Origin of the sequence: Campylobacter sp., assembly GCF_020024835.1 — a bacterium.
Classification (GTDB): Bacteria; Campylobacterota; Campylobacteria; order Campylobacterales; family Campylobacteraceae; genus Campylobacter_D.
In genome coordinates this window covers 23,671-36,530 of sequence record NZ_JAHHTD010000008.1, presented here as the reverse complement: position 1 = coordinate 36,530, position 12,860 = coordinate 23,671, and the positions used below count along the sequence as shown (strand labels likewise).

Below are 12,860 nucleotides of genomic sequence, written 5' to 3'. Positions count from 1 at the left end.
AATTTGAATATTCTGATATTGTAAGTGATGAACAAAAAGAAAATTTTAAAAATTTATTGAATTTTAAACTTGCACATAAAAACACAAAAAAAATAAAAAAACCAAATATTAAAAAAGATGAATTAAAATTAGATATGGATTATTCTAAAAATTATGCTAAGTTGAATTTAAATACAAAAGATCAAAAAGGCTTAATGGCTTATGTAGTGGAAGTATTAACAAACTATAATACAACTTTAAGTGCGGCAAAAATTCAAACTATAAGGGAAAGAACTAGAAATATTTTGATCTTGCACAAAGATGAGAATTTGCAAAAATATAAAGAAAAAATTTTAAAATTACTAATAAGTGAGTAAAAAATGTGTGGAATTGTAGGATATATAGGAAATAAAGAAAAGAAAAAAATTATTCTTGATGGATTAAAAGAGTTAGAATATAGAGGCTATGATAGTTCTGGTATAGCCGTGATGAAGAATGGAAAACTTGATTTTTTTAAATCGGTAGGAAAATTAGACAATCTAGCTCACAAAATAAATCAATTTAGCAGTGATGGTTTTGGTTTAGCTATAGGGCATACACGCTGGGCAACACACGGCAAACCAACAGAAATTAATGCTCACCCTCATTTAGGGCAATACTCTTGTGTAATACATAATGGAATTATAGAAAATTATCAAGAGTTAAAAGATAAACTTAACAAAGAAGGCGTTAATTTCTTAAGTCAAACAGATACCGAAGTGATCGTGCATTTGTTTGAATATTATGCAATGAATTTGCCACCTTTTGAGGCATTTAAAAAAACAATTCAAGAATTAAATGGAGCTTATGCTATATTATTAATTAGTAAAAAAGATCCAGATACTATTTATTTTGCTAAGAATGCTGTGCCTTTGATTATAGGTAAAAACAACGATGAGAATGAGTATTATTTTGCTTCAAGTGATGCCCCTTTAGTATCTTTAGTAGATAAAGTAGCTTATCTTGATGATGGGGATTATGGCTTTGTAAATCTAAAAGAATGTAAATTATATCACCAACATACACATATACAACCTACTTTCGTTACTTTAAATCAAGATAAAAGTTTTGCACAAAAAGATGGCTATAGATTTTTTATGGAAAAAGAAATTTATGAACAAAATAGAGTTTTAACTGAAGTATTAATGGGTCGCTTACAAGGTGATGAAATCATTTTTGAAGACATTGATGATAAAATTTTAGAAAATATAGAAGAAATTGTCCTTTGTGCTTGTGGCACTAGTTACCATGCAGCATTAAGCGGAGCTTATTTACTTGAAAGATTAGCAAAAATTAAAACTAAAGTTGAAGTTGCTAGTGAATTTAGATACAAAGAAGCTGTTATAGGAAAAAACACACTTTTTATTGTTATATCCCAAAGTGGAGAAACTGCTGATACACTTGAAGCTTTAAAAATAGTAAAAGCTAAGGGTGTTAAAACTTTAGCAATATGTAATGTAGATAATTCCAATATTGTGCGTCTAGCTGATATCTCTTTACTTACAAGAGCTGGGATTGAAAAAGGCGTAGCATCAACTAAGGCTTTTGCTACTCAAGTTGCTACCTTGTGGATGTTTGCTATTTATCTAGCACAAAAAGCTAAATTTGATATGAGTAATGAAATTAAAGCTTTAAGAAGTTTGCCAAATGTAGTAAAAGTAAATCAAAATTTACATGAAAAAATTCATAGGATTTCAAAAAGATATTTACACGGACACGGATTTTTCTTTATAGGAAGAGATGTGTTTTATCCTTTAGCCTTAGAAGGAGCTTTAAAATTAAAAGAAATTTCTTATTTGCACGCAGAAGGATATCCTGCTGGAGAAATGAAGCATGGTCCTATAGCTTTAGCAGATAGCGAACTTTTTACAGTGGCGTTAATGCCAAAAAATTGTCTTTATGAAAAAACAAAATCAAATGTCGAAGAGCTTGCAGCTAGAGATTCTACTTTACTTGCTATTTCTCCTATAAATTTTGATTTAAGTGATGACTTTATCAAAACTTCAAATCAAGAACACTATATGTGTGAATTTTTTGAAATGATGATTATTTTACAACTTTTAGCATTAGAAGTTTCCATAAGATTAGGTAATGATGTAGATATGCCAAGGAATTTGGCAAAAAGTGTTACTGTGGAGTAAGGTATTTTGAATTCTCCCAAAGCATTACATAAATATCTGGCATACTTGGCATTCTATTGATACTAAATACTTTTTTTGCATTAAGATTAAAAGGCTCTTTAGTGATATCAATTGCTCTATAATCAGAAGTTAAAATATCTTCATTTACTTTATCGCCAATGTCATTTACAATAAGAGCATATTTAAAACGCGGAAGAATAGCAAGAAAATCTAAAATCTTGCTATTTGGCAAATGCTGAAGTACATCTTTACAAATAAGCAAATCAGCCGGCTGGATATAATCAAAATTTCCATCATATAAAATAAATTTAATATTCTCTTTTTGATATTTTTGTATATTTTTTTCTATCACATAAGAAGCTACATCGTATCCAGTATATGAGATATTATCAAAATTAATATTTTTTGAAAACTGCCAATCGCCACACCCTACATCGACAATGCTTTTAATATTATTTTTTTGAAAAAAAGTATGTAAAAATTGAATATATTCTTTGGTAATTTCTACGCTAGAACCTGGACCAGATCCATTTCCCCAAGTATCGGTTTGATAAATAGTATCAAAAAGGATATTAAAATCATTTTTAAAAAAATTAAGTAGCAATGTTTTTGTGTAGTTTTGATGATAATCTAATTGATTAAGCTTATTATTGATATTATCCAATTTATGATTAATTTCATCTAATTGGTTAAGTTTATTATTGATATTATCTAATTTATGATTAACTTCATCTACCCCCCCCATTTTTTTATCATAATTTCAATACACTTTTTTATTTTATGTTTCATTTATAACCTTTATCAAAATTTACTGATGATATCAAAAAATAATTAAATTGTAAATTAAGCAAATACGTGATAACTTTAATAATTATCTATAAATAAATTCAAAATTAAGGAATAATCATGGAATATAGAATTGAACGTGATACTATGGGAGAAATTAAAGTTCCTAATGATAAATATTGGGGTGCGCAAACTGAAAGAAGCTTTGAAAATTTTAAAATTGGTATTGAAAAAATGCCAAAAGTATTAATTTATGCTTTTGCAAATTTAAAAAAATCATTAGCATTAGTAAATAATAGGCTTGGAAAATTAGATGATATAAAAAAAGATGCTATCGTTCAAGCTTGCGATGAAATCATAGCAGGAAAATTTGATGATAATTTTCCTCTAGCTATCTGGCAAACTGGTTCAGGGACTCAAAGCAATATGAATATGAATGAAGTTATAGCAAATCGTGCTACAGAAATTATAGGTGGAGATTTTAGAAAAGAAAAACTCATTCATCCAAACGATCATGTAAATATGAGTCAAAGCTCAAATGATACTTTTCCAACTGCTATGAGTATTGTTTCGGTTGAACAAATAGAAAAAAAGCTTATGCCAGCTCTTGATGAATTAATTACAACCTTTGAAAAGAAAGTAAAAGAATTTGAAGGTATCATCAAAATAGGAAGAACTCATCTTCAAGATGCAACCCCATTAACTTTAGCTCAAGAATTTAGTGGCTATTTATCTATGCTAACACACTCAAAAGAACAAATAAATGCCTCTTTATCGACATTAAGAGAGCTTGCAATAGGTGGCACTGCAGTTGGAACAGGACTTAATGCTCATCCAGAATTAGGTGAAAAAGTCAGTGAAGAATTAAGCAAACTTTTAAATACTAAATTTATTGCAAGTCCAAATAAATTTCATTCTTTAACTAGCCACGATGCTATTAATTTTACTCACGGAGCTATGAAAGGTTTAGCAGCAAATTTAATGAAAATAGCTAATGATATTAGATGGCTTGCTTCTGGTCCTAGATGTGGTCTTGGAGAATTAATCATTCCAGAAAATGAACCTGGAAGTTCTATTATGCCTGGAAAAGTTAATCCTACTCAATGCGAAGCTTTAACTATGGTCGCAGTGCAAGTAATGGGAAATGATGCTACCATTGGTTTTGCAGCAAGTCAAGGAAATTTCGAACTTAATGTTTTTAAACCTGTAATTATTTACAATTTTTTACAAAGTCTAAATTTACTAGCTGATGCTATGCATTCATTTAATATTCATTGTGCAATGGGTATAAAGCCAAATAAAGAAAAAATCAATCACAATCTACATAATTCTTTAATGTTAGTTACTGCTTTAAATCCTCATATAGGCTATGAAAATGCTGCAAAAGTTGCAAAAAATGCCCATAAAAAAGGTATTTCTTTAAAAGAAAGTGCTATAGAATTGAATTTAATAAATAAAGAAGATTTTGATAAATTTGTAGATCCTAGCAAGATGATAGGGCCTAAAAAATAAAAATTTATAGACTAGAAAATTCTAGTCTATATTTAAGGAATAAAAAATGATATATGAAAATGATATTTTATTTATAGAAAGAGAGAAATCTCAAATTCCATGGGTAAAAATTTTTACTAAAAAAGCATATAAAGAATTAAGTGATTGTCCTGATTTTGTGCAAAATATGCTTTTTAAATTTATTTTAGCTACTGAACTTAGTTTAAAAGAATACTATCAACCTGAAAAAATTAATATTGCTTCCTTTGCAAATTATGTCCCTAGAGTTCATTTTCATATTATGGCAAGGTTTAAAAATGATGCTTTTTTTCCTGAAAGTATATGGGGAAAACAACAAAGAGAAGTTAAAGATCTAAATCTTCCAAATTTTGACGGATTTATACAGATATTAAATCAAAAACTTATAAAAATATAAATAATTTAATTTTATAATTTTTTACTAAAATTAATTTTTATAATCGTTTTGCTCATTTAGTGTTTTTAAAAATTCTTCTATGTTGTATTTTTGTCTATAATTTTCACTCATTAAATGAATCAAAATATCTCCTAAATCAATAGCTGTCCATTCTTCGCTACTTTCTATATTTAAAAATTCTTCTCCTTTATTTTTGAGATTAGTTTTTAAATCATCAAGCAAAGAGAGTGCGTGTCTTTCTCCCATAGTGGTGGCAATAATTACAAATTTAACAAAATAATCTTTATTTTGCATATCAAAAGTTTCTACAAAATCAGCTTTTTTATCATCTAAAATCTTAACTATATTACTAATTCTTTCTTCCATATGTTTCCTTAATTTATTTATCTTTAAATTTAGAATAATAAAGCTTAACTTCCTCTTTGATTTGCTCACAAACTTGTGTTGTTTGTAATGTTTTTCTAATAAAAGAAGAAGAAATATCAACTCTAGTGTCTAAAGTTATGAATCTTTTTGGTATAAAAATATCCTCTCTTCTTGCAATTACAAATTCAACCATTTTCTCTAAACGATCATACTCGTGCCATTTGTGCAGTGTTTGTAAATGATCAGCACCTAAAATAAGATAAAATTTTTTTATTTGATATTTTTCATACAAAAAATCAACACTTTCTATGCTAGGAACTGGTCTTTGTTTTTTTATTTCAAAATCAGAAATTTCAACTTTAACTAAATCCTCCCAAAGCTTTTTTACCCATTCTAAACGTTTAGTTTCACTAGCTGTAAAACTATTTTTAAAAGGATTAATAAAAGTAGGCATAATTATCAATTTATCAATATCTAAATTATCTAAAGCATTTAACACAACTGCATTATGTCCTAAATGCGGTGGATCAAAACTACCACCAAAAAGTGCAATTTTCATTAAATTTTTAACCTTTTTTTAGTAAAATCTTAGCGATTTAATCATAAAAAGGAAATGAAAATGGCTGTAAAAGTTGCAATAAATGGTTTTGGACGCATTGGAAGATGTGTTGCAAGAATTATTATGAAACGCGATGATATCGAACTTGTGGCGATAAATGATACTACTGATATAGAACTTACTAAATACCTTTTTAAATACGATACTATCCACGGAGTATATGAGGGCAATATCACAAATGAAGGAAATGACTTAATTATTGATAATAAAAAAATAAAAGTTTTAAAAAGTAGAAATATTGCAGATTTAGATTTTTCAAAATATGGAGCACAAATTGTTTTAGAATGCACCGGTGCTCATTTAACTTTAGAAAAATGTCAAGAATTTTTAGAGTATGGAATTCAAAAGGTTATTATGAGTGCTCCTGCAAAAGATAAAACTCCAACTTATGTTCTAGGAGTAAATGCACATAATTATAAAGGTGAAGCTATTATCTCTAATGCAAGTTGCACCACTAATTGCTTAGGACCAATTTGTAGAGTTTTACAAGATAATTTTGGTATAGAAAAAGGCTTAATGACTACTATTCACGCTTATACTAATGGACAAAGTATTATTGATGCAAAAGCAAGAGACAAAAGAAGATCGCGAGCTGCTGCACAAAATATTATTCCAACATCAACAGGAGCAGCTAAAGCTATGAAACTTGTTATGCCAGAACTTGATGGAAAATTACATGGACAAAGTATGCGAGTGCCAATAGCTGATGTATCAATGGTAGATTTAACCATAACTTTAAAACAAAAAGTAAGTAAAGAAAAAATCAATGAAACTTTTAGAAAAGCTGCAAATGATAATTTAAGAGGTATTTTACATGTAGATGATGAAGAAAGAGTTTCTAGTGATTTTATCACTTGTCCTTATGGTGCAATTGTGGCAAGTGATTTAACTCAAGTAATTTGTGATGATTTTGTAAAAATTGTTGCTTGGTATGATAACGAATGGGGTTATTCTTCTCGCTTAGTAGATATGGCAGTATTTATAAGCAAAGGTTTAAAATGAGTAATAATATTTTATCAATTAAGGACATAAATCTTGCTGATAAAAAAATCTTTATAAGATGTGATTTTAACGTGCCTCAAGATGAATTTTTAAATATCACTGATGATCGTCGCATAAGATCAGCTATTCCGACAATAAGATATTGCTTAGATAATGGTTGCAGTGTAATTTTAGCTTCACATTTAGGACGCCCAAAAGAAATAGCTTCTAAGTATTCTTTAGATCCTGTTGCTAAAAGACTTGCTAGATTAATGTCTAAAGAAGTCATAATGGCAAAAGATGTTATAGGCGAAGATGCTATTAAAAAATCTTCTGAATTAAAAAAAGGCGAAATCTTACTTTTAGAAAATTTGCGTTTTGAAAAAGGCGAAACAAAAAATGATGAAAATTTAGCTAAAAAACTTGCTTCAATGGCTGATATTTATATTAATGATGCTTTTGGCGTGTGTCATAGGGCTCACGCAAGTGTAGAAGCTATCACTAATTTTTTTGATAACTCTTGTAAGGGTGCTGGATTTTTATTACAAAAAGAAATAGAATTTGCAAGCAATCTCATTAAACACCCAGCACGTCCTTTTGTAGCAGTTGTAGGAGGATCAAAAGTAAGTGGTAAATTACAAGCTCTAACTAATTTACTACCAAAAGTTGATAAGCTCATTATAGGCGGTGGTATGGCTTTTACATTTTTAAAAGCACAAGGTTATGATATAGGAAATTCTCTTTTAGAAGAAGAATTGATAGAAGAAGCAAATAAAATATTACTTAAAGGTAAAAATTTAGGAGTTAAGATTTATTTGCCAGTAGATGTAACAGCTGCTCAAACTTGCTCACAAGAAGCAGTAATGAAATATGTTCCTATTCAAGAAATTCCAATAGGCTGGATGGGGCTTGATATAGGACCTGCTAGCGTAAGATTATTTAAAGAGGCTATTTCTGATGCACAAACTATATGGTGGAATGGACCTATGGGTGTTTTTGAAATAGATAAATTTTCAAAAGGTAGTGTTAAAATGAGTCATTATATTAGCGAATCACATGCTACGACTGTTATTGGTGGTGGAGATACAGCCGATGTTGTTGCAAGAGCAGGAGATGCTGATGAAATGACTTTCATTTCAACAGGAGGAGGAGCTTCTTTAGAGCTTATAGAAGGCAAAGAACTTCCTGGAATAAAACCTTTAATGCTAAAGGATAATGAATGATTTTTGCTGCAAATTTAAAATGCAACCATACAAGAACTAGTTTTAAATCCTATGCTCAAGAAATTAATGCATATCAAAATACTGAAGATGAAATTTTTATTTTTCCTTCAAATACTTCATTTTTAATGCAAAAATTAAATTTTCATCAGGGTGCGCAAAATTTTTATCCTTGTAAAAATGGTGCATATACAGGAGAAATTGGACAAGAACATTTAGAAGAATTTAATATAAAAAGTGTCTTAATAGGACACTCTGAAAGAAGAATTCTAGGCGAAGATGAAAAATTTTTAAGAACTAAATTTGATTTTGCTAAAAATCTATCATATAACATTATTTATTGCATAGGAGAAAGTTTAGAAACAAAACAAGCAAAAAAGAGTTTAGATTTTTTAAAAAAACAAATCGAAAATATAGATTTAAACTATGAAAAACTCATCATAGCATACGAACCAATTTATTCTATAGGGACAGGAGTTAGTGCTGATCTTTGCGATATTGATATGATTCTTGATTTTTTAAAGCACTATGGTAATATCAAACTTTTATATGGAGGAAGTGTTAATCAAAACAATATCCAATCCATCTGCTCTTTAAAAAATTGTGATGGAGTTTTAGTAGGTTCGGCCGCATTAAAAGCAAGTGATTTTTTGCAAATGATACAAGTAGCAAAAGGATACAAAAATGCATTTAAATAATGATATATTAAAATCTATACTTGAACGTAAAATTACACTTTTAGAAAATTCACAAAAAGAAGAAAGAGATATTTCTTTAGAATCTATAAGTTCTATCATTAAAATACTAGGGTTGCCTAATGATTTTATTGTGCTAGCACATAGATACTTTCAACTCCACACTCCACCTAGTTTAATATGGCTACATTTAAGCGAATGCACAGGATGTAGTGAAAGCTTGCTTAGAACCTCATTGCCTGATTTTGTAGATTTAATCTTTGATTTTATTTCTTTAGAATATCATGAGACATTTATGAATTCAAGTGGGCATCAAGCAGAAACGCACTTAAATTATATTTTAGAAAAAAAAGATTTTATTTTAGCAGTAGAAGGTGGTGTTTGTGCTATTAATCCTTTTTATTTAACTATAGGAGCCCATGGAGAAAATGGCTATGAAATTTTAAAAAAATGTGCAATGAAAGCTAAAGCTATTTTTGCTATGGGAACTTGCTCTAGTTATGGTGGAATACAAGCAGCAGAACCTAATCCAACTAAAAGCGAGGGAATTTCTAAGGTTTTAGAAGAAAAGGTTATTAATATTCCAGGTTGCCCGCCAAGTGATATTAATATTATTGCAGCACTTTGTTTTTATATTTTATTTGAACAAGAACCACCATTAGATGATCAAAATAGACCTTTATCACTTTATGGTAAATGCTTGCACGATTTATGCGAAAGAAAAGCTAAATTTGAGGCAGGAAATTTTGCTCAAAGTTTTAATGATGAAAATATTAAACAAGGTTATTGTTTATTTAAAGTTGGTTGCAAAGGGCCTTATGCTTACAATAACTGCCCAAAAACTAAATTTAATGCTAAAACATCTTGGCCAGTAGCAGCAGGACACGGATGCATTGCCTGTAGTGAAAATAACTTTTGGGACGATTTTGGCTTGTATGAAAAACCTATGAATAATGATTATGCTTATAAAGATTTTTCTAATATTTTGCAAAATATGCAAAAAATTCATACTACATCGAATAATTTAAATGAAAAAAATATTTTATTAGATTTTGCTGATTCTACTCAAATTTTTTATCAAAATAATCAAAAAAGCACTTTCTTAGATTTTAGCTTTGAAAGCAATCCTAAAATTTTTTTAAATACTTTTGCTAAAACTAAAATAACAATGAATTTAGTGCAAAATTATCAACAACAATTTAAAAATTATTATGATTTTATACAAGAAAATTATAATGAAGAAAGTTATATAAGCAAAAATATATTAGATTTATTTTATTTTACTTATCCTTTTATATGCGGTAAAAAATTAACCTCTATAGATGAATTTTTAGATCTTGCTTTATCTTATAAATTTAAACATCCTAGTAAATTTGATTTTAAAACCACTATAAACGAACAAGCTAAAATCGATGTTACAAAATCGCTACGTATGCTTTTAATTTATATGTTAGGTGGATTAGATGAAAGGGCTATTGCTTATGGGTTGATTTTTTCTATAAAAGATCATTTAAAACAAGCCTTAAAAGCGTGCAAAGATATACATCAAAAGGAAAAAGTATTTTTATGCACAAATAATGAAAAATTACAAAAAATATTTTGGGAACTCACAATTATTTAAAAAATATCACAGCAGATAATTTTTTAAATATTTATAAGATAAAAAACCTTGCAGTAGTATTGAATATTTTATTGTTTTGTCGATTTAACCTTGATATTAATTTAAAAGGATTAAACTATGCAAATTTCAAGCTTAAACTCTCAAAATTTTTCAATGGATATTAAAACAAAAAGTGGAAATCAGCTTTCATTTTCAATGTATGATGAAAAAGAAGCAAAACTTAAACAAGAAGGAAACTCAACTTCTCTAAGTTTAAAGAGTCAGTTTGGATTTTCATTCTCATATAGTGGAACTAAATTATCAGAAGATGATATTAAAGAAATTAAAGACGCTGTTGCTAAAGTCCAACCTCAAATTGATGAATTTATGAAAAATTCTAGAGTAGGAAGTTTAAAACCTAAAGAGTTAATCACTACTGCAATGAGTATTACCGATGTATTGCCTCAAGCTAAAAATGAAGAGCATAAAAAAGCTACATTGCACGAATTACTTAATACTATGGATAAGAGTTTAAAACAAGAAATGAATAAAACCGATCTTAAAGATGTTAAAACACAAATATTCCAAGATAGTGCAAAATTATTAGAAGAAATTTGGAAAGATTATAATAAAGAAAAAGAAAATAATAAAGAATTTGGATTTTATGCCTAAAAGGATAGCATAATATGAATACAAAAGATATTTTAAAAAATATGCTTGAACTTCAGCAAAAACTAAACGATGAAACTAATGGTATAAATTGGGAAAACGGCTACACGAAAGAAGGTAAGCTAATTAGCTTTAGAAGATGTATTTATATGGAATGTGCTGAACTTATTGATTCTTTTGCTTGGAAACATTGGAAAAGTATTAACACCCCTACTAATTGGGATAATGTTCGCATTGAAATTGTAGATATCTGGCATTTTATTATGAGCTTGATCTTAGAAGAATATAAAGAAAAAAATATTACTAATAAAGATTTTATAGCTGAAGAGGTTTCATCTGTAAGTTTTTTTGATGATTTTTGCAAAGAAAATCCTATCCCAAAAGATGCCGATATTTACGGAATTTTAAACGATATTGAGCTTATTATACACAAATGCAGTGGATTTGATTATGATTTAGGTGAATTATTGAGTGCATATTTTGTCTTAGCAAAAAAATGTGGATTAAATTTTTTTGATCTCCATAAAATTTACATAGGAAAAAATGTTTTAAATCAATTTAGACAAGATAATGGTTATAAAACTGGAACATACAAAAAAAACTGGAATGGTATAGAAGATAATGAAGTTTTAAATCAAATTTTAAAAGATACACTAAAATATGAAGAAATTTATACAAAATTACAAAAGATCTATCAGCAAATACAATGAGTATATTTTATCTAAGCTTACGAGACTTTTTGAATAAATCATTTTTAAAATTTGCTTTTTTACCTTTATTATTTAGTATAATCTTCTTGGCTTTGTGTGTTTTTTATACTTATAATACTTTTTTTTATTATTTAGATGATTTTGTTAATAACTCTTGGCTATCTTGGTTTTTTAGCTTTAGCATTGTTCAGTTCTCATTAGCTTTTTTAAGTATTGTAGGCGGATTTTTTATTGTAATTTTTGCCTCTGTTTTTATATCTATGATTATTATATCCTTTTTGACGCCTTACATTGTAAAAAAAATCAATATCAAATACTACCATTATCCTACAAACAATGAAATAAACTTCTTAGAAGTTTTATTAAAAATTTTTAAGATTTTATTTGTTGGGATTATTTTATTTATTTTAGCTACTTTTTTGCTTATCATTCCCTTTGTGAGTATTGTTATCTACTATGGTGTGTTTTATTATATTTTTCATAAATTTTTGATTCTTGATGTAGGAAGTTGTATTTTAGATAAGACAAATTTTAAAATATTTTTCAAAAATTCATCGCCTTTATATTTTAAATTAACAACTTTTATATTTTTTTTACTCTCTAGTGTTCCTTTATTGGGATTATTTTTACAAGTTTTTTATGTGATTTTTTTAACTCATTTGTTCTATCAAAAAATCTTATTCTTACAAGCTAATCAAAATGCATAAAGAAATTCAAAATTTTATTTTATCTCAAAAAATTTTACATTTAGGAATACAAGATGATAGCAATGGAGTGTATTGTGCAAGTTGCTATTATGCCTTTGATATGCTAAATCTAGCTTTGATTTTTGCAAGCTATGATTATACAAAGCATATACAGCTTGCACATAAGTATCCTAATGTCTCAGTAAATATCGCCTATGATAATAAACTAATTTATCTTATCAAAGGAATTCAAGCTAAGGCATATTTCAAACAAGCAAATAATGAACAAAAAACAATGTATTTTGATAAATTTACCTTTGCAAAATTTACAAGTGCAAGTATCTATGCTCTAGAAATTTATTGGGCTAAATATACAGACAATAAAATGTTGCTTTCTAAAAAATTAGAATTCCAAAGATGTCTAAAATAAAGACATCTTATT

14 protein-coding genes and 1 pseudogene are annotated in these 12,860 nt (G+C 27.9%); 12 read left to right on the top strand and 3 right to left on the bottom strand.

Annotation, left to right across the window (positions count from 1 at the left end):
- Positions 1-356, top strand: a pseudogene (locus tag QZ429_RS02730) (nucleotidyltransferase); the annotation flags it as partial.
- Positions 357-359: 3 nt separating this feature from the next.
- The gene (glmS, locus tag QZ429_RS02725) at positions 360-2,159 is read left to right on the top strand and encodes a glutamine--fructose-6-phosphate transaminase (isomerizing) (RefSeq protein ID WP_291950716.1); all 1,800 of its coding nucleotides are present in this window, start codon (positions 360-362) and stop codon (positions 2,157-2,159) included.
- Here the strand turns inward: glmS and QZ429_RS02720 are convergent.
- A complete protein-coding gene (locus QZ429_RS02720; RefSeq protein ID WP_291950714.1) occupies positions 2,146-2,904 on the bottom strand; it encodes a class I SAM-dependent methyltransferase in 759 nt (252 codons plus the stop codon). The genes glmS and QZ429_RS02720 overlap by 14 nt on opposite strands.
- Positions 2,905-3,065: 161 nt before the next feature.
- Here QZ429_RS02720 and fumC point away from each other — a divergent pair, with 161 nt between their 5' ends.
- Both fumC and QZ429_RS02710 read left to right on the top strand, forming a co-directional pair.
- Positions 3,066-4,457, top strand: coding sequence for a class II fumarate hydratase (fumC, locus tag QZ429_RS02715; protein WP_291950712.1), 1,392 nt, complete (start codon positions 3,066-3,068; stop codon positions 4,455-4,457).
- Positions 4,458-4,503: 46 nt separating this feature from the next.
- Complete coding sequence (locus tag QZ429_RS02710; protein ID WP_291950709.1) at positions 4,504-4,872, top strand: HIT family protein; 369 nt, start codon at positions 4,504-4,506, stop codon at positions 4,870-4,872.
- 30 nt (positions 4,873-4,902) lie between these two features.
- Here QZ429_RS02710 and rsfS read toward each other — a convergent pair whose 3' ends face one another.
- The gene (gene rsfS / locus QZ429_RS02705) at positions 4,903-5,238 is read right to left on the bottom strand and encodes a ribosome silencing factor (RefSeq protein ID WP_291950706.1); all 336 of its coding nucleotides are present in this window, start codon (positions 5,236-5,238) and stop codon (positions 4,903-4,905) included.
- Between the two features lie 13 nt (positions 5,239-5,251).
- Positions 5,252-5,797: a nicotinate (nicotinamide) nucleotide adenylyltransferase gene (gene nadD / locus QZ429_RS02700; protein WP_291950703.1), complete on the bottom strand. Its 546-nt coding sequence runs from the start codon at positions 5,795-5,797 to the stop codon at positions 5,252-5,254.
- A 60-nt stretch (positions 5,798-5,857) separates the two neighbouring features.
- Here nadD and gap point away from each other — a divergent pair, with 60 nt between their 5' ends.
- The 8 genes from gap to QZ429_RS02660 all read left to right on the top strand — a co-directional run bounded on the left by gap (position 5,858) and on the right by QZ429_RS02660 (position 12,848).
- Entirely contained in the window at positions 5,858-6,859 is a 1,002-nt protein-coding gene (gene gap, locus QZ429_RS02695; RefSeq protein WP_291950700.1) for a type I glyceraldehyde-3-phosphate dehydrogenase, read from the top strand.
- Positions 6,856-8,061, top strand: coding sequence for a phosphoglycerate kinase (locus QZ429_RS02690; RefSeq protein ID WP_291950697.1), 1,206 nt, complete (start codon positions 6,856-6,858; stop codon positions 8,059-8,061). Before gap ends, QZ429_RS02690 begins: the two co-directional genes overlap by 4 nt.
- Entirely contained in the window at positions 8,058-8,756 is a 699-nt protein-coding gene (locus QZ429_RS02685; protein ID WP_291950692.1) for a triose-phosphate isomerase, read from the top strand. The genes QZ429_RS02690 and QZ429_RS02685 overlap by 4 nt, the downstream gene beginning before the upstream one ends.
- Entirely contained in the window at positions 8,743-10,374 is a 1,632-nt protein-coding gene (locus QZ429_RS02680) for a hydrogenase small subunit (protein ID WP_291950689.1), read from the top strand. The genes QZ429_RS02685 and QZ429_RS02680 overlap by 14 nt, the downstream gene beginning before the upstream one ends.
- A gap of 117 nt (positions 10,375-10,491) precedes the next feature.
- Entirely contained in the window at positions 10,492-11,025 is a 534-nt protein-coding gene (locus QZ429_RS02675; protein WP_291950686.1) for an ATP-binding protein, read from the top strand.
- A gap of 14 nt (positions 11,026-11,039) precedes the next feature.
- Positions 11,040-11,732 (top strand): dUTP diphosphatase, encoded by a 693-nt coding sequence (locus QZ429_RS02670; RefSeq protein ID WP_291950681.1) that lies wholly within the window; start codon positions 11,040-11,042, stop codon positions 11,730-11,732.
- Positions 11,729-12,439 (top strand): EI24 domain-containing protein, encoded by a 711-nt coding sequence (locus QZ429_RS02665; protein ID WP_291950678.1) that lies wholly within the window; start codon positions 11,729-11,731, stop codon positions 12,437-12,439. Before QZ429_RS02670 ends, QZ429_RS02665 begins: the two co-directional genes overlap by 4 nt.
- The gene (locus QZ429_RS02660) at positions 12,432-12,848 is read left to right on the top strand and encodes a hypothetical protein (protein WP_291950675.1); all 417 of its coding nucleotides are present in this window, start codon (positions 12,432-12,434) and stop codon (positions 12,846-12,848) included. Before QZ429_RS02665 ends, QZ429_RS02660 begins: the two co-directional genes overlap by 8 nt.
- Positions 12,849-12,860: the final 12 nt, after the last annotated feature.

What these genes read in the sequence shown, in the direction of transcription:
- glmS (WP_291950716.1), top strand. Translation starts at nt 360, where the DNA reads ATGTGTGGAATTGTAGGATATATAGGAAATAAAGAAAAGAAAAAAATT.
- QZ429_RS02720 (WP_291950714.1), bottom strand. Translation starts at nt 2,904, where the DNA reads ATGGGGGGGGTAGATGAAGTTAATCATAAATTAGATAATATCAATAAT.
- fumC (WP_291950712.1), top strand. Translation starts at nt 3,066, where the DNA reads ATGGAATATAGAATTGAACGTGATACTATGGGAGAAATTAAAGTTCCT.
- QZ429_RS02710 (WP_291950709.1), top strand. Translation starts at nt 4,504, where the DNA reads ATGATATATGAAAATGATATTTTATTTATAGAAAGAGAGAAATCTCAA.
- rsfS (WP_291950706.1), bottom strand. Translation starts at nt 5,238, where the DNA reads ATGGAAGAAAGAATTAGTAATATAGTTAAGATTTTAGATGATAAAAAA.
- nadD (WP_291950703.1), bottom strand. Translation starts at nt 5,797, where the DNA reads ATGAAAATTGCACTTTTTGGTGGTAGTTTTGATCCACCGCATTTAGGA.
- gap (WP_291950700.1), top strand. Translation starts at nt 5,858, where the DNA reads ATGGCTGTAAAAGTTGCAATAAATGGTTTTGGACGCATTGGAAGATGT.
- QZ429_RS02690 (WP_291950697.1), top strand. Translation starts at nt 6,856, where the DNA reads ATGAGTAATAATATTTTATCAATTAAGGACATAAATCTTGCTGATAAA.
- QZ429_RS02685 (WP_291950692.1), top strand. Translation starts at nt 8,058, where the DNA reads ATGATTTTTGCTGCAAATTTAAAATGCAACCATACAAGAACTAGTTTT.
- QZ429_RS02680 (WP_291950689.1), top strand. Translation starts at nt 8,743, where the DNA reads ATGCATTTAAATAATGATATATTAAAATCTATACTTGAACGTAAAATT.
- QZ429_RS02675 (WP_291950686.1), top strand. Translation starts at nt 10,492, where the DNA reads ATGCAAATTTCAAGCTTAAACTCTCAAAATTTTTCAATGGATATTAAA.
- QZ429_RS02670 (WP_291950681.1), top strand. Translation starts at nt 11,040, where the DNA reads ATGAATACAAAAGATATTTTAAAAAATATGCTTGAACTTCAGCAAAAA.
- QZ429_RS02665 (WP_291950678.1), top strand. Translation starts at nt 11,729, where the DNA reads ATGAGTATATTTTATCTAAGCTTACGAGACTTTTTGAATAAATCATTT.
- QZ429_RS02660 (WP_291950675.1), top strand. Translation starts at nt 12,432, where the DNA reads ATGCATAAAGAAATTCAAAATTTTATTTTATCTCAAAAAATTTTACAT.